This is a genomic window from Pseudomonas wenzhouensis (assembly GCF_021029445.1).
In the GTDB taxonomy this organism is placed as follows: Bacteria; Pseudomonadota; Gammaproteobacteria; order Pseudomonadales; family Pseudomonadaceae; genus Aquipseudomonas; species Aquipseudomonas wenzhouensis.
Genome location: NZ_CP072610.1, coordinates 783,151 through 802,583, shown reverse-complemented (window position 1 = coordinate 802,583; position 19,433 = coordinate 783,151). Strand labels below are relative to the sequence as shown.

11 protein-coding genes and 1 pseudogene are annotated in these 19,433 nt (G+C 64.7%); 5 read left to right on the top strand and 7 right to left on the bottom strand.

Going from position 1 to position 19,433, the window contains the following annotated elements:
- Positions 1–48: 48 nt before the first annotated feature.
- The 3 genes from pbpC to J7655_RS03610 form a co-directional block, all read right to left on the bottom strand.
- Complete coding sequence (pbpC, locus tag J7655_RS03620; protein ID WP_230926609.1) at positions 49–2,370, bottom strand: peptidoglycan glycosyltransferase PbpC; 2,322 nt, start codon at positions 2,368–2,370, stop codon at positions 49–51.
- An 81-nt stretch (positions 2,371–2,451) separates the two neighbouring features.
- Positions 2,452–2,796 carry an endonuclease domain-containing protein gene (locus J7655_RS03615; RefSeq protein ID WP_125881507.1) on the bottom strand — a complete coding sequence of 115 codons (345 nt, stop codon included), beginning with the start codon at positions 2,794–2,796 and terminating at the stop codon, positions 2,452–2,454.
- Positions 2,797–2,938: 142 nt separating this feature from the next.
- A complete protein-coding gene (locus J7655_RS03610) occupies positions 2,939–7,837 on the bottom strand; it encodes an alpha-2-macroglobulin family protein (protein WP_230926608.1) in 4,899 nt (1,632 codons plus the stop codon).
- 146 nt (positions 7,838–7,983) lie between these two features.
- Between J7655_RS03610 and J7655_RS03605 the strand changes: the two genes are divergently transcribed.
- Genes J7655_RS03605 through J7655_RS03595 form a run of 3 tightly spaced genes read left to right on the top strand, consistent with a single transcriptional unit; the run spans position 7,984 to position 10,848 of the window.
- Complete coding sequence (locus J7655_RS03605) at positions 7,984–9,369, top strand: MATE family efflux transporter (RefSeq protein WP_230926607.1); 1,386 nt, start codon at positions 7,984–7,986, stop codon at positions 9,367–9,369.
- On the top strand, positions 9,344–10,381 hold the full coding sequence (locus J7655_RS03600) for a GGDEF domain-containing protein (RefSeq protein ID WP_230926606.1): 1,038 nt from the start codon (positions 9,344–9,346) through the stop codon (positions 10,379–10,381). Before J7655_RS03605 ends, J7655_RS03600 begins: the two co-directional genes overlap by 26 nt.
- 11 nt (positions 10,382–10,392) lie before the next feature.
- Entirely contained in the window at positions 10,393–10,848 is a 456-nt protein-coding gene (locus J7655_RS03595; RefSeq protein WP_230926605.1) for a DUF2214 family protein, read from the top strand.
- A gap of 111 nt (positions 10,849–10,959) precedes the next feature.
- On the opposite strand, the gene speA is transcribed toward J7655_RS03595, so the two are convergent.
- The 4 genes from speA to J7655_RS03575 all read right to left on the bottom strand — a co-directional run bounded on the left by speA (position 10,960) and on the right by J7655_RS03575 (position 15,359).
- A complete protein-coding gene (gene speA, locus J7655_RS03590; protein ID WP_230926604.1) occupies positions 10,960–12,873 on the bottom strand; it encodes an arginine decarboxylase in 1,914 nt (637 codons plus the stop codon).
- A 120-nt stretch (positions 12,874–12,993) separates the two neighbouring features.
- A complete protein-coding gene (locus J7655_RS03585; protein WP_230926603.1) occupies positions 12,994–13,365 on the bottom strand; it encodes a translation initiation factor Sui1 in 372 nt (123 codons plus the stop codon).
- 396 nt (positions 13,366–13,761) lie between these two features.
- Positions 13,762–14,313, bottom strand: a complete 552-nt coding sequence (locus J7655_RS03580) for an NUDIX hydrolase (protein WP_230926602.1) — start codon at positions 14,311–14,313, stop codon at positions 13,762–13,764.
- A complete protein-coding gene (locus J7655_RS03575; protein WP_230926601.1) occupies positions 14,313–15,359 on the bottom strand; it encodes a DUF2333 family protein in 1,047 nt (348 codons plus the stop codon). The genes J7655_RS03580 and J7655_RS03575 overlap by 1 nt, the downstream gene beginning before the upstream one ends.
- A 258-nt stretch (positions 15,360–15,617) precedes the next feature.
- Here J7655_RS03575 and J7655_RS03570 point away from each other — a divergent pair, with 258 nt between their 5' ends.
- Positions 15,618–17,222 (top strand): response regulator, encoded by a 1,605-nt coding sequence (locus J7655_RS03570; protein WP_230926600.1) that lies wholly within the window; start codon positions 15,618–15,620, stop codon positions 17,220–17,222.
- A gap of 1,527 nt (positions 17,223–18,749) precedes the next feature.
- A pseudogene (locus J7655_RS21150) lies at positions 18,750–19,283 on the top strand (methyl-accepting chemotaxis protein); the annotation flags it as partial.
- Between the last annotated feature and the right edge of the window lie 150 nt (positions 19,284–19,433).

Here is a 19,433-nt window from a genome sequence, read left to right as displayed (position 1 = left end):
CGGCCAGGCAGCTCAGGCCAGAGCGGCCGACACCTGGAAACTCAGATCTCAGGACCCTACGCTAAATTCCAGACGAGCGGTCTGACCACCTTCGTCGAGCACACTCAGTTGATGCCGGCCACTGGCGAACGCGTGGTTGAAGGGAGCATCCTGAGTGCTCTCCCCAATAGGTTGGCCATCGAGGAACCACCAGCGCCGGCCGCTGCCGCCCAGGGCCGAAAGATTGAGCCTTAGCGGTTCTTGACTGCCTTGCGGCCGACGCAAGCGATCGCCATTGCGCACACCGACGATGGACAACGGTGACACCTGACTGCTCTGTGGTGGCGGGCAGCTCGCATCGATATGTGGCAAACGCGCGGTACGCCGCTCCCGGCGCGGCAACCAGGGCTCCAGCGGTGCCGGCCACAAGGCCAGTTCACGCGCTTCGGCCCCGGCACAACCGGAGCCGACGCGCAGCCCTTGGGCATTGACCCAATAGCGCTCGCGCAAACCGCTCCCCAGTGGCTGATCGGCTGCCAGCAGCGTGGGTGGCGTGGTGCCTTCAAGCGTCCAGACGAAACGCAGGCGCCGGCAGTTGGGGTCGTCCCTGCTCATCGGCTGCCCCAATGGCCAGCAGATGGCCGCCACACCCACCTCGGCAGGTTGTGGATCGGGCGGTGTGGCAATGCCGCGCTGGCTGTCGCGGTTGACCAGCAGATCGTGAACCTGCAGCAACAGCGGCGCAGCGGAGGCCAGGCCGAACTGGCCAGGCACCGGCGTGCCATCCGGGCGACCGATCCAGATACCGATCAGGTGACGCGGGCCGACGCCGATGGCCCAGGCATCGCGAAAGCCGTAGCTGGTGCCGGTTTTCCAGGCCAGGGTCGGGCGCTGCGCCAGGTAGGCACGCGGGTCACGATCAGGGCGCGCCTGACCGCTGAGAATGCGCCTGATGATCCAGGCCGAGCCGGGCGACAGCAGGCGCCGCTCGCGCAGTTCATCACTCGGCTGCAGTCGCGGCTTGGCCGCCATGCCACCGCGCGCGAAGGCGCTGTAGCCTGCCACCAGCGACTCCAGGCGCGAACCGCCGCCTCCAAGGATCATCGCCAGGTTCGGCTCCGCCAGTGCAGGCAGGCGAATAGGCACACCGGCACTGCGCAGCTCACCGGCAAAGCGTTTCGGCCCGTAGGCTTCGAGCAACTGCACGGCCGGCAAATTGAGCGAGGTGGCCAGCGCCTCGCTGGCCGATACCGGACCGACGAAGCCGGCGGCGAAGTTGCCGGGCCGGTAGTCGCCATAGTGTCGCGGCACGTCCTGCAGCAGCGACTCGGAATGAATCAGCCCGGCATCCAGGGCCATGCCATAGAGAAAGGGCTTGAGCGTCGAGCCCGGCGAGCGCAGGGCGCGAACCATGTCGACGTGACCGAAGCGCGAGGTATCGGCTATATCCACCGATCCGAGATAGGCACGCACCGCCATACTCTCGTGCTCGACCACCAGAATCGCCGCCGAGGTGCGCTCAGGCAGGCGCGCGCGCCAGCCCAGCAGCAGGTCTTCCAGGCGCTGCTGCAAGCTGGCATCGAGGGTGGTGCGGATTAGCGGTGGGCTGCCGGCACGGTTCAGCCGCCGCGCCAGCAAGGGCGCGAGGCTTGGCTCACGGCGCGGCGCTAGAAACACTGGTTCCTCCAGCGCTTCGTCTACCTGGGACTGGGGCCACACCTGAAACTCGCCCAGGCGCCGCAGCACCTTGTCACGTGCGGCCTGGGCGCGCTCGGGATGCCGGTCCGGACGCAAGCGGCTGGGCGCCTGCGGCAGTACCGCGAGCAACGCCGCATCGGCACGGGTCAGTTGGCTCGGCGGCTTGCCCAGGTAACTCCAGCTGGCAGCCGCCACGCCCTCGAGGGTGCCACCGAAAGGCGCACGGTTCAGGTACAGGGTGAGGATTTCGTCCTTGGACAGGTGCCATTCCAACTGCGCCGTGCGCCACAGTTGCTTGAGCTTGCCGGGCAGGTCACGCCCATGCGGATCGAGCAGCCGCGCCACCTGCATCGACAGCGTACTGCCGCCGGACACCACGCGCCCGCCGGTCAGGTTCTGCCAGGCCGCACGCCCCAGCGCCAGCGGATTGACCCCAGGGTGCTGGCGAAACCAGCGGTCCTCGTAAGTCAGCAACGCTTCCAGGTAATAGGGCGAGACCTCTTCGGGCGTCACCGGATAGCGCCATACGCCATCACGGTCAGCGAAGCGCCACAACGGCGTGCCGTCCTCGGCCAGCACCACCCGCGCCAGATCATCCTCGGGCAGGGGTAGTGGAAAGAGTTGGTCGGCTAGCCAGAGCAGGGTCAGGGGGAGTACGAGAATGAGGAGCCAACGGCGAGTTAGGCGGCGCATGCAAGGCCCTCTCCCCCAGCCCCTCTCCCATAAATGGGAGAGGGGAGCCGATCAGCGTTTTGCCAAGACTTGTGGCTACGTTCACCGCCCATCTTGCTCGCCGATTTCAAGACGAACCCGTTCAAGTACCGCCTTCGTTTCAGCCAGCACCTGATGATTCCAGAAACGCAGCACACGATAGCCTCGACTCTCCAGATAATGCTCACGTTTCTGGTCGTATTCCGCCTGCCGCTGATGTTGACCACCGTCCAGCTCGATGACCAGCCAGCGTTCGGTGCAGATGAAGTCGACGATATAAGGGCCAATGGGTTTCTGCCGTTTGAACTTCAGGCCTAGGAAGCGGTGGGCACGCAGGTAATACCAGAGCCGTTGTTCGGCATCAGTCATCTCATGACGAAGGCGTTTGGCGTTGTCGAGTAGCGTCATGGTTCCTCCTTGAACCTTTTTTCCCTCTCCCCCAACCCCTCTCCCGCAAGCGGGAGAGGGGAGAAGTTAGACACGCAACAGAAGTTGTACACGCTCGGCCCCCTCTCCCATTCATGGGAGAGGGTTGAGGAGAGGGCCGCTTTTAGCGCCCCCTCACCACCAGACTATCCGGCGCACTACCCAGTGCCTGCCAGCTCGGGCGGTACATGGATTCGACCTGCGGTGGCGGTACACGGTAGCTGCCCGGCGTCACCGCACGGGCCAGGTAGAGCAGATGGGTAGTGCCGTACTCCTCCACATCCACCGCGGCTACGTAACGGTCGCCGCGATATTCCTGGTGCTTGATCCGCGCGTTCTGCATCGACTGACGCCACTCCTTGACGTTGATGCCTGCGTCATCAAGGCTCGCCGCGCTTTGCGCCAGGTTCTGGTTCTCCAGCTCCAGGCCAGCCGGGAGCAGGTCAACGACCAGGGCGTCCGGCACACGTTGCTTGGCGCGCACGGCCAGGTGCACCAGCACCAGTTCGCCGCTGTCCAGGCGCTGCAAATCGAGCGGGCGACCATCCATACCGAGGTACTCGCGCTCGATGCTGAGGTTCTCACCACCGGCGCGCGGCGCCTGGCTCGGGTAACCGGACAGGGTAAGTTGCTGATACAAGGTAGCGCTGCCGGCGTTGCTCACGCTCAGCGGTTCGGCCAGCTCGCCACGCTCCAGCTTGATGCCGGGCTGCTGGTTGCTCAGGTCGAACTGGAAGGCGCCGCTGGCCAGCTTGGCGCTCCAGCTTTGCTCGGGTTTGCCGAGAATGCCGCGACCGGCGAGGAACAGCGAGTTGCGCTCCTGGGTCGACAACCAGCGCTGACCGGCCAGCTCATCCGCCAGATTGAACAGACGTTGCTCGCGCTGGCCAGCCGCCAGATCGTGCTCTTCCAGCAGGGCGAGAATCAGCGCCTGATCGCGCAGCGGGCTGCCATAGTCAGCCATCCAGCGTTCGCCATCGCGTTGTTGAATCAAGCCCTGATTCAACGCCTGCTCGGCACGCGGTGCATCGCCCATCAGCTTCAATGCGGCGGCCAGTTGCACCAGCGGCAGACCGGAGCGGGCGTCGTTACGACGGTCGAACAGGCTGCGTAGCGCGCCCAGCGGCGCCTGTTGGCTACGCGCCAACACGTAGCCGGCGTAGGCCTGCACGGCGAAGCGGGTGTGGGCGAAGTCCTGGCTGTAGCTGGCTTCGATCAGACTGCTCTGCTGCAGGTAACGCAGCAGGCGGTCGTTGGCCTTCTTCAGTGCCTCTGGCGGTACGCCAAAGCCCTGCTCGCGAGCACGCAGGAGGAAGTCGGTGACATAAGCGGTGAGCCAGTATTCCTCTTCGCTCTCGGCGCTCCACAGGCCGAAGCCGCCACTGTGACGCTGCATGCCGAGCAGACGCTCGATACCCAGCTCGATGCTCTTGCGCCGTTGCTCTTCCGGCTCGCCTTCCAAGCCGAGGCGCTTGAGGCTCGCAGCGTCAGCGTAGAGCGACGGAAACAGGCCGCTGGTGGTCTGCTCCAGACACCCGTACGGATAGGCCTTGAGTGCACGGATCTGCTCACCGAGGTTCAGCGGCGGCCGGCTCGACAGCGCCAGCACCGCCTCCAGCCCGGCAGGCTCGAACTGGTTCAAGGTACCGGCCGGCAGGGTCCAGGGCTCGCCCTCCCCCAATACCGCACGGAAGTGTTGCAGCTGCGCCGGGTAGGCCGGGCGAATGCCCAGCGTCCATTCGCGACTGAAGTCGCCCAGCGTCTCGTTCGGCAGAGCCAGGCCCTGCACCTCGACATGGATACGCCCCTGCCCCAGGCCACCTTCGGCGCGCACCGGAATCCGCAGTGTGGTGCGCTGGCCGTCGTTCAGACGGATCGGCGCCTCACCCTGGTTGAGCAGACGCAGTTGGCCTTCCACACTGACCTGCACGTCGAGCTGCTGCTCGGCACCGGACAGGTTGGTCAGGTCCAGCGCCAGGGTGGTTTCGTCACCACCGGCAAGGAAACGCGGCATCGACAGTTCGGCGATCAGCGGCGCAGCGACCACCGTCTTGGCCTCGGCCATGCCGAAGCGTTCGTCGGTCCAGGCCTGGGCCATCAGTCGCAGCTCGCCGTTGAAGTCGGGAATGTCCAGGCTGACTTCGCCCTCGCCCTTGTCGTTCAGTTTCAGCGCATCGCTCTGCAGGGCGACGATCAGCACACTGGTATCCGGGCGTTTGCCACCGGCGGCAAGGCCGGCATCACCACCGAAGGCCAGGCTGGCGACGCGCCCCTGGGCTTCGATCAGTTGGCCGTAGATATCCAGTTGGTCAGCGCCATAGGCCTTGCGCCCGAAGAAGTTGGCGAAAGGATCGGGCGTGGCATAGCTGGTGATATTTAGGATGCCCACGTCCACCGCGGCGACCAGCACATGCACCTTGTCAGGAATGCTGCCGTCGGCATTACGCGCGCTGACCTTGACCTTCAGCGGCTGTTTGGGCCGCATCTTCTCTGGCGCCTCCAGGCTCACCGCCAGCTTGCGCGGGGCACGTTCCAGCGGCAGGTGCAGCAGGCCGACCGCACGTTTCGGGGTGACCTGCGCCTTGCGCTCACCCGGACGCACCACCAGGGCGCTGAGGTAGAGATCGTGGCGCGCCCATTTCTTGTCGATGGGCAGTTCGAAGGTCTTGCCTTCGGCCGGCACGCTGATTTCCTCCCACCACAGCGGCCCCTCGCTGGACTCGACCAGCAGGTAGCCGTTGCCGGCAGCGGGCGGGGTGACGGTGATCCTGGCCACATCACCGGCGGAATAGGCGGGTTTATCCAGCGCCAGCTTGACCTGGTCCGGGCGCACCGCGCCGCCATCGGCGTTGTCCTGCCAGCGGTAGCCGGCCCAGAAGCGCAGACTGCTGACCAGCCCGGTCTGGTTGTCCACCACCTCGACCCGATAAGGGCCCCACTCCACCGGGAAGCTGACCTTGGCGGTACCGCCCGCGGCGACCTTCAGCGGCTCGTCGCTGAGGGTGAGGAATTTCTCGTTGTAGTTGTGACGCCAGCCTTCACCGTCGGAGAAGCTCCAGAAATAGTCGCGGCGTTCGCGCACCAGGCGCACGTTGAGGTTGTCGGCTGCCAGCTTGTTGCCAGCGGCGTCGGCCACCAGAATTTCGAATTCGGCCAGGCTGTCGGCGTCGACTTCCTCACCCTCGAACAGCCCACGCAGCCCTGGCAACCGCTCGGCCGGCCACACCGGCTGGATGATGCGGCGGGTGATCGGGCGACCACCGGACTCTTGCAGGCTGGCCTGGAGGATCAGACGCAGCGGCGACTTGGCGTCACCCCAGCGATTTTCCGGGCGCAGCACGGCGCGGCCCTGATCGTCGAGACTGACCTCGTCCAGTTCCTGGTCCTGGCTCAGATCGGCCTCGGTGATATCGCCGAACTGATAGCCCGGCAGGCTGGCCACCGCCTCACGCAGCGGACGCACATAGAGCTGCCCGGTCAGGCGATTACCGGCGGCCGGCGCGCCGTAGAGATAGCGGCCAGTCACAGCGAACTCGGCACTGTCGCCCGGTGCATAGGGCTGGTCCTGGCCCTTGAGTTCCAGGGCCAGGCGCTCGGGCAGGAAGTCCTCGACGAGAAATTCATAGAGCTGTGGGCTGCCGTCGCCCAGGTCGAGCAACAGTTGCCAGCGCCCGGTCGGGGCCTCCTCGGCCAGCGGCAGTTGATACTGATAGAGGCCGTCATCACCGGCATTCCAGACGAACTTGCGGCTGATTTGCTCATCCGGGCGGCGTACCTCGACGCTGACCGGCTGCGCCTTGACCGGGCGACCATCGGCATCGCGCAGCAGGCCGTTGAGCAGCACGGTCTCGCCGGGGCGATACAGATCGCGCGGGCCGAACACGAAGAACTGCAGGGCGTGCGCTTTCGGGCCGGTGATGTCGAATTCGGCCAGATCCAGCGCCGGGGTGTTCAGGCGCAGCAGGCTGGTCTGCTCGTCCTGCCTGGCCAGCAGCACCTGGGCCTTGTCCGGCAGCGGCAGTTGCGCATGGCCGGCCGAATCGGTCTTGCCTTCAGCGAGCAAAGCGCCATCACCATCGAGCAACTCGAGCTGCACGCCGGACTGCGCCTTGCCACCTTCCAGCGTCTGGGTGAACACATCGAGGCGGTCACGATAACGATGCGCGGACAGGCCGATATCGCTCAGGGAAAACAGCGTCGCTGGCTGCGAGTAGCTGTAGCTGCCAGCCTCACGCATCACCACCAGGTACACGCCCGGCTGCTTGAACGGCTCCAGGCCGGCAATGGGCAGCAGCAGGGTTTCACGGGTATTGCGTGCCGGGTTCAGGTCGAAGCGCCCGCCATAGACTAGATCGGCCATCGGCAGCAGCTCGCGCGCCTCCCAGGTATCCAGGTTGCTGGCGCGGCCCCAGCGCGCGAGGAAATTCGGCAGCGCCTCGGGCTTGATGCGGAAGAACTCGACATTGACCTTGTCGACGTTCAGCGCGATCACCGGCAGGCCTTCGGCCAGTCGGGTCGGCAGCAGCGAGCCACGGCTGGCGAAACCGACGCTGGCCTGCAGGTCGCGGGTTTCGAAACGGCTGACATGCTCGGCAGCGAGTTTGCCGCCATTGATCGACTTCAGCCCGGCATCGATGGTCAGCACCAGTTTGCGCTTCGGCTCGAGGTGGCGCAGGCGCAGCTCGCTGAGGTTGTCGGTCAGTTCCCAGGCGCCATCGACCTTGCCAGAGACGCTATCGACCAGATGCAGGCGTTCGGCGAAGGGCTGATCGGGGTCCAGTGGCATGGAGAAGGTCAGCGACAGCGCACTGGCGCCATCGAGCTGCACCTCGGAAACGTCGACCACCTCCAGCTCGCGCCCGGCGTAGCGCTTGGCCAGTGCCTCGCGGTCGACCGCTGGCTTGGGCGCCTGTGGCTGTTGCGCAGCAGGCGCGGCGGGGGTCACCGTGGCAGGGGGCTGGGAGGAATCACAGGCGCTGAGCAGGCTCAGCAGCATGGCCAGAAGCAGTCCTTTGTTCGGCATTGCGGGCTCCGGAGAGTAGGGGCGCGAAGGCCATCACTATAGCCGAGCGGCCAATGCGCCGACGAGGCGAGGCGACGAAATCCGCCAAGCTGCGCACACTCCGCAGGGCGCCTATAATCGGCGCTTTGCTGGAACGGAAGCCCCACATGCACGCACTGCTCGAAGCCTGGCGCCACACCCCGACCCAGCGCAAGGTCTGGGCGCTGGCGGCACCGATGATCCTCTCCAATTTGTCGGTGCCCATGGTGGCCTTGGTCGACACCGCCGTGGTCGGCCATCTGCCACATGCTCACCAGCTCGCTGCGGTGGCAGTCGGCGGCAGCCTGTATACCCTGCTGACCTGGGCCATGGGCTTTCTGCGCATGGGCAGCACCGGTTTCGCCGCTCAGGCAGCAGGGCGCGAAGATGGCGGCGCGTTGCGCCAGGTGCTGGTGCAAGGGCTCGGCCTCGGCGTGTTCATGGCCTTGCTGCTGGGCCTGCTGGCTTTGCCGTTCAGCAGCGCGGCGCTGAGCCTGATGCAACCCTCGGCGGAGCTGGATCAGTTGGCGCGCCAGTATTTCCAGATTCGCCTGTTCGGCCTGCCCGCCAGCCTGGCGACCTATGCGCTGATCGGCTGGCTGCTCGGCACGCAAAGCGCCCGTGGCCCGCTGGCCATTCTGCTCACCGCCAACCTGATCAACGTATCGCTGGATCTGCTGTTCGTGCTCGGCCTGGAATGGGGCGTGGCCGGTGCGGCCTGGGCCTCGGTGATCGCCGAATGGAGCGGTGCCCTGCTCGGCCTGTGGCTGGCCCGTGGCGCGCTGGCACGCTATCCCGGCCAACTCGACCGCCGCGCGCTGCGACACTGGCGCAACTGGCGCCCAGTGCTGGCGGTCAACCGCGACATCTTCATCCGTACCCTGGCGCTGCAATTGGTGTTCTTCCTGATCACCGTGAAAGGTACGCGCCTGGGCGATGCCACGGTGGCAGCCAACGCGCTGCTGCTCAATGGTCTGACCCTGACCGCCTACGCCTTGGACGGCCTGGCGCATGCCGTCGAAGCCTTGTGCGGTCATGCCCTGGGCGCGCGTGATCGCGCTGCACTGCGCCGCTCGCTACTGGTGGCCGGCACCTGGTCGCTGCTGGCCAGTGCCGGCTTTGCGCTGTTCTTCCTGTTCGGCGGGCACTGGTTCGTCGGCATGCTCACCGATATCGCCGAAGTCCGCGAACTGGCGCTGACCTTCCTGCCCTACCTGGCCGTGCTGCCGCTGCTGGCCGTGTGGAGCTACCTGCTCGACGGCCTGTTCATCGGTGCCACCCGCGCCCGCGAGATGCGCGACGCCATGCTCATCGCCCTGGCCTTGGCACTGCCGCTGGCCTGGTGGCTGCAAAGCCTGGGCAATCACGGGCTGTGGTTGGCATTTCTGGCCTTCATGGGGCTGCGCAGCGTCATACTGGGTGGCTATGCTTGGCACTTGAGTCGCCGCGACCTGTGGTTCCCACTCCCAGTATCAGGAGAGATCGCCCATGCTCAGCGTTCAGCTGCCCGCTAACGAGGCCAAGCGCCAACAAGCCCTGGATAACCTGGAGCTGCTCGACACCCCCGCCGATCCCTACCTGGACGCCCTGACTCGTCTGGCCCGCGATGTATTTCAGGTGAAGATGGCGCTGGTCACATTGGTTGACCGTGATCGCCAATGGTTCAAGAGCCGCCAGGGGATGGACGCGGCTGAAACACCGCGCAGCCTCTCGTACTGTTCACACGCGGTCCTGCGCGACGCACCGCTCATCGCCGAAGACAGCCTGACAGACGCCTGCTTCGCCGGCTCCGAGTTGGCGCGCAACACCCCCGATGTGCGCTTTTACGCCGGCTGGCCGCTGCACGATAGCGAGGGCCTGCCATTGGGTACCCTCTGCCTGGCCGACCCGCAGCCACGCCAGTTCGGTATTCAGGAACATTTCCGCCTGCGTGACCTGGCCTACCTCGCCGAACACTACCTGCACCTGCAGCACAGTTCGCAACAGGCCAGTGACCTGCGCGACGCGCTCAGCCGTGAGCAGCGCAAGGGCATGCTCGATCCGCTTACGCAACTCTGGAATCGCGCCGGATTGCAGCATTTCCTGGCTCTGGAACAAGTCGCCGTCAAATGCAGCAGCCAGCGCCTGGGCTTGATCTATTGCGATCTGGATCATTTCAAGCAGGTCAACGACAGGTATGGTCATGACGGTGGCGACCATGTGCTCTGGGAAAGCGCCCGACGCATGAGCAGCGCACTACGACCGGCGGATATCCTCGCCCGCAATGGCGGCGAAGAGTTCGTCGCACTCACCCGCGTGCACGATGATACGGAACTGCTGCAGATCGCCGAGCGTATCCGTCTGAGCATCGCCAGCCTGCCCATACAACTCGACCAGGGCGAATTGCAGCAGACGGTCAGCCTGGGCTGCACCCTGCTCGGCCACGACGAGAGCAGCCAGGATGCACTGAAGCGTGCCGACCAGGCGCTGTATCGCGCCAAGCACGGTGGCCGTAACCGCAGTGAGCTAAGCGCGCTGCCCCAGTGAAGGAAACCCGCATGACTGCCGCACTCGTCGCTTACCTGCACTACCTGTCGATCTTCGCCCTGTTCGCCCTGCTCAGCATCGAGCATGTCCTGTTCAAGGCGCCGCTTGACCTTGCCCGCGCGCGCAGCCTGATGATCACCGACCTGGCCTATGGCATCTGCGCCGGCCTGGTATTGGCTACCGGCTTCGCCCGTGTGCTGTGGTTCGGCAAGGGCGCCGCCTACTACATGGGCAACAGCCTGTTTCACGCCAAACTCGGCCTGTTCATCCTGGTCGGCCTGCTGTCGATCCTGCCTACGGTGGTTTTTTTCAAATGGCGTGGCGCCGTGAAGGCCGCTCAGGTGCCCGCGCCGAGTGCTCGGCAGGTACGCCTGGTGACCCGGAGCATTCGCCTCGAACTGCTGCTGTTGCTGGTGATACCGCTGCTGGCGGCGCTGATGGCGCGCGGCTATGGCGTGATTGGCTGAACCCTGGGAGACGCCGTTAAGCGCCTCCGCAGAGCAACACCGTAGCCCGGATGCAATCCGGGAGCGGTGTCCAACATTGCGCCAGCCCCGGAGAGCATCCGGGCAGGCGGCTTACGACGCCAGGTAGGACGAACGGGTCAGGCCCAGACGCAGCGCATCGAGGAACTGGGTACGCTCACGGGCGCTGATCTTGGCGCTGGCGACCTTGTCGCGGTAGTGGGTCATCAACTCCTCGGGCGACAGGTGCACGTAGCGCAGCATGTCCTCGATGGTGTCGTGGGTCTCGATGCCGGCATGCACCACGCTGCCATCGGCGCTCTGGTAGATGTTCACCGAGTCGGTATCACCGAACAGGTTGTGCATGTCGCCAAGGATTTCCTGATAGGCGCCGACCAGGAAGATGCCCAGCACGTAATCCTCGCCTTCGCGCAGTTCGTGCACTGGCAGGCTGGTCTCGATGGACTGCTCATCGACGTACTGACGGATCTTGCCATCGGAGTCGCAGGTCAGGTCCTGCAGCACCGCGCGGCGCAGCGGCTCCTCGTCCAGGTGCGACAGCGGCAGGATCGGCAGGATCTGACCGATGGCCCAGGTGTCCGGCAGACTCTGGAACACCGAGAAGTTGCAGATGTACTTGTCGGCAAGCTTGTCGTTGAGTTCGTCGAGCACCGCACGGTGCGAACGCTGGCGGGCCTTGAGCTGGTTGTGCAGGCGACGGCAGATGGCGAAGTAGCACTGCTCGGCCAGCGCCTTCTGCGCCAGGCTCAGCTTGCCGGCCGAATACTGCGCGGCCACTTCCTCGATGTAGTGGGTGGCGCGCCAATAGGTTTCAGCGACCATTTCCGGGTCGCTGTCGTCGAGCAGCTCGATCAGTACCTGCAGTACTTCCGGCTGCTCGATGCTCGCATCGATCTCCGGCACCTTGTCGTTGTGCCGCTCGACGTCGGTGACCTGCACCAGCAGCACGGCGTGGTGCGCAGTCATCGCCCGGCCGCTCTCGGAGAAGATGTGCGGATGGGGGATTTCCTGGCGGTCGCAGAACTCCTTGAGCATGTCGACCACGGCATCGGCGTAGTCCTGCATGTCGTAGTTGATCGAGCTGGCGTTGCGCGAGTGGGTGCCGTCGTAGTCCACGCCGAGGCCGCCGCCGACGTCGATGTGATCGACCGGCAGGCCCATGGCGCGTAGCTCGCCGTAATAGCGGATGGCCTCGCGGAAGCCCTTGCGGTAGTCGGCGATGTTGGCGATCTGCGAGCCCATATGGAAATGCAGCAGGCGGATGCCCTGATCCAGCCCGGCGGCGCGGAAACGCTCGACCACCGAGAGAAGCTGCGCGGCAGACAGGCCGAACTTGGACTTCTCGCCGCCGGTGTCGGCCCACTTGGAGGATGCCAGCGAGGACAGGCGCACGCGCAGGCCGATCTGCGGCGCGACCTTGAGTTCAGCCGCCTCCTCGATCACCAGAGCGACTTCCGACTCCTTCTCGATGACAATGAACACGTTATGGCCGAGTTTCTGCCCCATCAGCGCCAGACGGATGAACTCGCGATCCTTGTAGCCGTTGCAGACGATGGTGCCACCCTTCGGCGCCAGCGCCAGTACGGCCAGCAGCTCGGGCTTGGAGCCGGCTTCGAGGCCGATGGAGACGTTCTGCGTGGCGATGATGTTCTCGATCACCGCTTCCTGCTGGTTGACCTTGATCGGGTACAGCGCGGTATAGCGACTCTGGTATTCCAGGCGTTCGATGCTGGCGTCGAAGGCGCCGGTCAGGCGCCGTACGCGGTCCTGCAGGATGTCCGGAAAGCGCACCAGCAGCGGCAGCGACAAACCGCTCTGACGCAGCTCGTCGACCTGCTGATAAAGATCGATCGGCTGACTGTCCGGCCCATTGGGCCGTACCTCGATACGCCCGGCGTCGTTGATCGAAAAGTACCCGGCGCCCCAATGGCGGATACCGTAAACACTGCGGCTATCGGCTACGGTCCATTGGCTGCCGTCGTCTTTGCGGGTGCGTCGTGCGGACATCTGAGTCTCCCTGGAAGTGGGTGTGCGCAACCGTGGGTCGCGTCAGAAATTAAAGGCGATAGATGACGGTTGCTCGGCGGTCGACCACCAAAGCCTGCCGAAAGTTTAGAAAAAGCGGGCTCAGCCGCCGGACTTCTTCGCGGTAAAACCGCGCTTGCTCAGTTCGGCCAACAACAGGTCGACGTGGTCGCCCTGAATCTCGATCACCCCGTCCTTGAGTGCGCCGCCGGTGCCGCAGCGTTTCTTCAAGGCGCTGGCCAGCTCCTTGAGCGGCTCCTCGGCCAGCGGCACGCCGCTGACGGTGGTGACGGTCTTGCCGCCACGCCCCTTGGTCTCACGGCGTACACGGGCAATGCCATCACCTTCCGGGATATGCGTCTGCTTGCAGATACAGGCATCCACCGGCTGGTTGCAATCCGGGCAATGACGGCCACCATCGGTGGAATAGACGAGACCGCTCAGGGCGGAAAATGAAGAGGCTTTCTTGACCACCGGCTTGTCCTCGTAGGGGTCAGGATAGCGACTGGCTGAACGGATTCAGCCGCGAAGCCCCACTCAGGCAGGGGCAGCGCTAGCGGACAGACGTCCGCTGAAAAGGCCGCGCAGTTTAACGGCAAAGGCCGGGCTTGCTAAGACCAAATTTGCGTCATTGTTCAGTACTTTGGCGACGCTGTTCGCCATCGTGCACGGAGCGCTCGGAATCAACGACGCCGTAGGGTGCACCGCGCGCACCGCCTTTACATCTGAGACGGAGCTTCGCTGCGCGCGGCGCGGCCTACGAACTCGATACAACCGCCCTCTCCCGCCCTTCGGACACCCTCGGCTTGGGCATCCTGCGTCGCTCTAACTCCTGCATTCCTGCAGTCGTCTCCCATAAATGGGAGAGGGTCATCGGAAGGCCGCAAGCGGCCGGCTCATATAGCGTTCCAGCGCCGCCAACGAGTCCGGGCAGTAAGGTAGGCGTTGAGTTTCCTCCAGCGCCTGCTCGATGCTGATAAAGCGCGCTTCCAGCACCTCTTCCGGCTGCAACACCAGCGGTGCGTCGGATACCGCCGAGTACACCATGCACCACAAGCGACTTTCCGGGGCGTCATAGAGAAAGTGTGCATGCTCGACCAACTCGGCATCGACAATGCCCAGTTCCTCGGCCAGCTCACGCTCGGCAGACAACCGATAGTCTTCACCTTCGAGCACCATGCCGCCGGCTGCCACATCCCAGTAGCCGGGATACAACGCCTTGCTCAGGGTACGCCGGTGCACGCACAGCAGACCGGCCGAGTTGAACAACAGGATGTAGGTGCCACGCCCGATCAGACGCTGCTCACGCAGGTCGGCGCGAGAGACACCGCCAAGCGGCTGATCCTGCTCATCGACCCAGGCCACGCGCTCCTGATCCGAGGCAGCGCGATGCGCTGCCTCCGCCGCTGAAATCGCAGCCATCAACCCTGGCTCAGCAGTTGACGCAGATCGATCATGCCGGCGTTGGCCCGCGAGATGTAGTTGGCCATCACCAGCGAATGGTTGGCGAGAATGCCGTAGCCACTGCCATTGAGGATCATCGGGCTCCACAGGGTCGCCTGCGCCGCCTCCAGCTCGCGGATGATCTGGCGCACGCTGACGGTGGCGTTCTTCTTCGCCAGCACATCGGCGAAATCCACCTCGACCGCACGCAGCAGATGCGCCAGCGCCCAGGCCTGGCCACGCGCTTCGTAGAACACGTTGTCGATCTGCAGCCAGGGCGTCTCATATACGCCGCCCTGACCAACCAGACCGGACTCTTTGGCATCATTGCCGACCTGCAGGGCTTCGCTCAGACGCACCTGGCCAACGCTGGCAGACAGACGCTGCGACAGCGAGCCCAGGCGCGTACCGGCATCACCCAGCCAATTGTTGAGGTTGTCGGCACGGGTGTAGAACTGGGCGTTTTTCTCCTGCGGATCGCTCAGACGCGCCAGGTAGCGATCCAGCGACTTGATGCCCTCGCGGTATTCGGACTCGGACGCTGGCAGCGCCCAGCTCTTGTTGTCGAAATGAAAACGCGGCTCGGCCTTGGCCAGGTCCGGGTCTTCGGTGGACTGCGACTGCGAACGGGAGAAGTCCTTGCGCAGCGCGCGGGAGAAATCGCGCACCTGCACCAGCACGCCGTATTCCCAGCTCGGCATGTTGTCCAGCCACAGGCCGGGCGGCGCCAGGTCGTTGGAAATGTAACCACCGGGCTTGTCGAGCAGCGTGCTGGCGACCTGCTTGAGGGTTTCCACCGTGGTATAGCCGGTCACCATCTGCCGCTGCGCCTGTTGCGCGGCGCTCTGAGCGTGCTGTTGCACCTGAAAGGCCGACGGCTCCTGACTCCAGTACCAGCCGACCACCAGCGCGATCAGCAGATAGACACCGATCAGGCCACCCAGCGCACGCGCGATCAGGCTGCTACCTGAGGCCTTATCGGTACTGCCCGGCGAGTTCGTCGAGCGATTCTTCCAGTCCAGCATGACAGTGTCCCTTTTTAAGCGAATTCGAGTGTTCGACCACAACCTGGCCAACGGGTTGCGACCTGTTCCGCACTATAAGGCAAGCCCACTGCAAAACGCAGGGCGCAGGCGCAAACTTACCGCTGGTAAGGGAAAACTACATTTCTGTCGCTTATACGACAGAAATACGACCGTCAATTGATCGACGGCAATGCCAGCGCCCGCAGCAAGTGATAGCATAAAGCCACCACTGATTTAACCACCTATAGAAGTCGGCCCATGACCGAGCACCCGGCCCCCAGTCGCGATCGCCTCAAGCATCACTTCGCCCAGCGCGTGATTCATCAGGCGCGCCAGGTGCTGGAAGTATGGCAGCGCCTGCAGCGCAGCGAATGGAACGATGCCGGCATGGCCGAGCTGACCGAAGCCAACCTGCGCCTGCTGCGCTACGCCGAGCGCTTCGAGCAGATCGAGCATGCGCAACTGGCGCAAAGCATTGGCACCAGCCTCGACGAGGTCGTGGAAAATCGCGGCCGTCTCAACAGTACGCTGATCGCTCGCCTCAATCAGGCCATGCAACGCCTTTCACATACCGGCCTGCGCCATAGCGACGCCTTCGAGCAAACCTTCCTGCCACCGCTGCGCAAACCGGTCTATCTCGCCCTGCAGGATGCCCAACGCGCCGAGCGCCTGGCCCAGCAACTGGAGTTCTTCGGCCTGGCCGCGCAGGCACTGAGCGATGAGCGTGCTTTCCGCGCCGCCATCACCGAGCGCCACCCCGCCGCCATCGTCATGGACGTCGACTTCGCCGGCGCCGGGCTGGAGCTGGCAGGCTCGGTGCAGGAAGGCCTGGAGCAGAAGATTCCTCTGCTGTTCTTCAGCCACTGCGACAACGACACCCCGACACGCCTGGCCGCGGTACGCGCCGGCGGGCAGGAGTTCTTCACCGGCTCGCTGGATGCCTCGAGCCTGCTCGAACGTATCGAAGTACTGACTCACGTCTCCCAATACGATCCGTACAAGGTGCTGATCGTCGACGACTCCAAAGCCCAGGCGACCCACACCGAACGCGTGCTCAACAGCGCCGGCATCCTCACCCACACCCTGACCGAGCCGATCCTGGCGATGGACGCGCTGGCTGAGCTGCAACCGGACCTGATCATCCTCGACATGTACATGCCCGAGTGCAACGGCGCCGAGCTGGCCAAGGTAATCCGCCACAATGACCGCTACGTCAGCGTGCCGATCATCTATCTGTCGGCCGAGGATGACCTGGACAAGCAGCTCGATGCCATGAGCGAAGGCGGTGATGACTTCCTCACCAAACCGATCAAGCCGCGCCACCTGATCGCCACCGTGCGCAACCGCGCAGCCCGCGCCCGCAACCTCAAGGCGCGCATGGTGCGTGACAGCCTCACCGGCCTGTACAACCACACCCATACCCTGCAACTGCTCGAAGATGCCTGCTTCCGCGCTCGCCGTGACGGGCAGCCATTGGCCTTCGCCATGCTCGATATCGATCACTTCAAGAAGGTCAACGACACCTACGGCCACCCCATGGGCGACCGGGTGATCAAGAGCCTGGCGCTGTTTCTCAAGCAGCGCCTGCGCAAGACCGACCATATCGGCCGTTACGGCGGCGAGGAATTCGCCGTGGTACTGCCCGACACCGACGCGCAATCGGCACTCAAAGTGCTGGAGGAAATTCGCCAGCGCTTCGCCGAAATCAACTACCCGGCGCAGCCGCAGGATCTGTCCTGCACCTTCAGTTGCGGCATCGCCATGCTGCAACCGGGCCTGGATGGCAATGCCCTGTCCAAGCGCGCCGACGAAGCACTGTACAAGGCCAAGCATGGCGGGCGTAATCGGGTCGAGCTGTACTGATAGCAATATGATTGCACTCACCCTTGTGCCGTCATAAAACAGCAACCAAACCGCAATAAGCTCGCGACCATCGTCCAGTCGTCGATCGAGCCCGCCATGCGCCTCAAGCTGCTCACCAACCTCAACACAGCGCTGCTGGTCACTGCCTGCGTCGCGCTGGCAGCCACGCTCTGGTGGTCGCAGCGCGCCTTGCAGCAGCCCATGCAACTGATGGCGCGCTACCTGACGCTGTCCCAGCAGTTCCAGGGCCAAGTGATCGATAACATCCAGGCCTACCTGACCAGCGGCAATGCCGTGCAGCACAGCGCCGCAACCCAGGCCATCGACGCCTTCGAGCAAGATCTCGCGCAACTCCCGCCGCAACTGATCGTCGAACTGCGCCCAAGCCTGGAACAACTGCGCGACTTCAGCGCCAACCAGTTGCTGGCGGCTGGCAAGCTGGCTGGCGACCCACAAGGCCTGCTGTTGCAGGCCGAGCGCGAGATGCTCGCCGCGCTGGAGCAGTTGAACCAGTATGCAGCCAGCGCCAATGGCCCGGCCGCCAACGACTATCGCCAACCTTTGCAGGACGCGGGCTCGCGCCTGATGAAGCTGGCTCACGCCCGCGAACGCTTCATCAGCCAAGGCCGCAGTGAACTGCTCGGCGATGTCGAGCGCGAACTCAAGGCCTTGCGCCAGCAGGTGGAAGTGCTCGACAGCCTGCCGCTACTGGGCGTGCAGCAGGACGCCAGCTCCGCCAGCGCTGGTTTCGCCGCACTGCTCGGGCTGGATGACGGCGGGCAGACGCAACAGGCGCAGGATCGTGGCATCGAGCTGAAGCGTGAGCTGCATGCCCTGGTACGTCGCTACCCCGCTGAACTGCAGCGCACGCGCGAACTGGTCGAACAACGCCAGCAACTGACCCTGATCACGACCGAACGCGTGCGCCAGGTGCAGCAGGCACTGGCGGCGCTGGAGCCGCTGGTGCAGAGCGAATATGACCGCATCCAGGGTGAAGTGCGCCTGCTCCAGGGCCTGATGATCGGCCTGATCCTGCTCATCGCCCTGCTCATCGACCGTATCCAGCGACGCCTGTCGCAGGTGCTGGGCCATCTGGTTCCCGCCTTGTCGCGCTGGGCCAGCGGCGACTTCGCCACGACGATCACGATCAATTCGCGCATCCGCGAATTGCGTGATATCGAGGACTCGCTCAACCACCTGCGCCGCTACCTGGTGGAGCTGGTCGCCAGCATCCGCCATCACGCCGAGCAGGTTGCCGACTCCAGCCACACGCTGGCCGACCTCACGGGAGGCCTGCACGCTGGCGCCGAACGCCAGGCCGGCGATACGGCACTGATCCGTGACGCGCTGGGCGAGTTGGAAGCGACCATCGGCCAGGTCGCCGAGGATGCCAGCCAGACCGCTCATGCCAGCCGTGACGCTGATCGCGCCCTGGCTCACGGCCAACAGGTCATCGGCCAGAGCCTGCAAGGCCTGCATGCGCTGGTCAGCGAGGTACAGGACAACGCCCAGGCCATCGAGCGCCTGGCCGATGAGACGGCGACCATCGGCGGTGTGCTGACAGTGATTCGCGGCATCGCCGAGCAGACCAATCTGCTGGCGCTGAACGCCGCCATCGAAGCCGCGCGTGCCGGTGAAGCCGGCCGTGGCTTCGCCGTGGTGGCCGACGAAGTGCGCTCGCTGTCACAGCGTACCGGCACTGCCACCGCGGAAATTCAGGAGGTGATCGGCCGCCTGCAGCAGGCCGCGCACCAGTCGGTACAGGCCATGCGCGCCCAGGTCGGACATGCCGAAGCCACGGCAGAAAAGGCCGAGGCCGCCGACGGCGCGCTGGACGAGATCGTCAGCGCCATCGGCACCATTGCCAGCATGGCCGGGCGCATCGCCGAGGCCACTGCCCAGCAGAGCAGCGCAGTGGGTGAGATTCGCGAACATGCTGAGCGCATTCACCAACTCGGCGATGACAACCTCGGCCTGATCGCCAGCGGACGCAACGAAAGCGAACGCCTGCTGCAGCTTGGCGGCGACCTGCACAAGGCCGTGCAGGTCTTTCGCGTGTAACAGCCTGCGACACGGCAGCGCAGGGCGACGCGAGACGGAACTCGGCAGGAGCGCTCTTTTCCAAGATTGCGCTCATATCCGGCAATCAACGCTCCGGCGCAACGACGGCGCGGCGAGCGAGTGCTTTCCGGTATCATGCCGCCACCTTTC

Bases quoted from the DNA above. Each gene is read 5' to 3' on its own strand.
- pbpC (WP_230926609.1), bottom strand. From the start codon at position 2,370: ATGCGCCGCCTAACTCGCCGTTGGCTCCTCATTCTCGTACTCCCCCTG.
- J7655_RS03615 (WP_125881507.1), bottom strand. From the start codon at position 2,796: ATGACGCTACTCGACAACGCCAAACGCCTTCGTCATGAGATGACTGAT.
- J7655_RS03610 (WP_230926608.1), bottom strand. From the start codon at position 7,837: ATGCCGAACAAAGGACTGCTTCTGGCCATGCTGCTGAGCCTGCTCAGC.
- J7655_RS03605 (WP_230926607.1), top strand. From the start codon at position 7,984: ATGCACGCACTGCTCGAAGCCTGGCGCCACACCCCGACCCAGCGCAAG.
- J7655_RS03600 (WP_230926606.1), top strand. From the start codon at position 9,344: ATGCTCAGCGTTCAGCTGCCCGCTAACGAGGCCAAGCGCCAACAAGCC.
- J7655_RS03595 (WP_230926605.1), top strand. From the start codon at position 10,393: ATGACTGCCGCACTCGTCGCTTACCTGCACTACCTGTCGATCTTCGCC.
- speA (WP_230926604.1), bottom strand. From the start codon at position 12,873: ATGTCCGCACGACGCACCCGCAAAGACGACGGCAGCCAATGGACCGTA.
- J7655_RS03580 (WP_230926602.1), bottom strand. From the start codon at position 14,313: ATGGCTGCGATTTCAGCGGCGGAGGCAGCGCATCGCGCTGCCTCGGAT.
- J7655_RS03575 (WP_230926601.1), bottom strand. From the start codon at position 15,359: ATGCTGGACTGGAAGAATCGCTCGACGAACTCGCCGGGCAGTACCGAT.
- J7655_RS03570 (WP_230926600.1), top strand. From the start codon at position 15,618: ATGACCGAGCACCCGGCCCCCAGTCGCGATCGCCTCAAGCATCACTTC.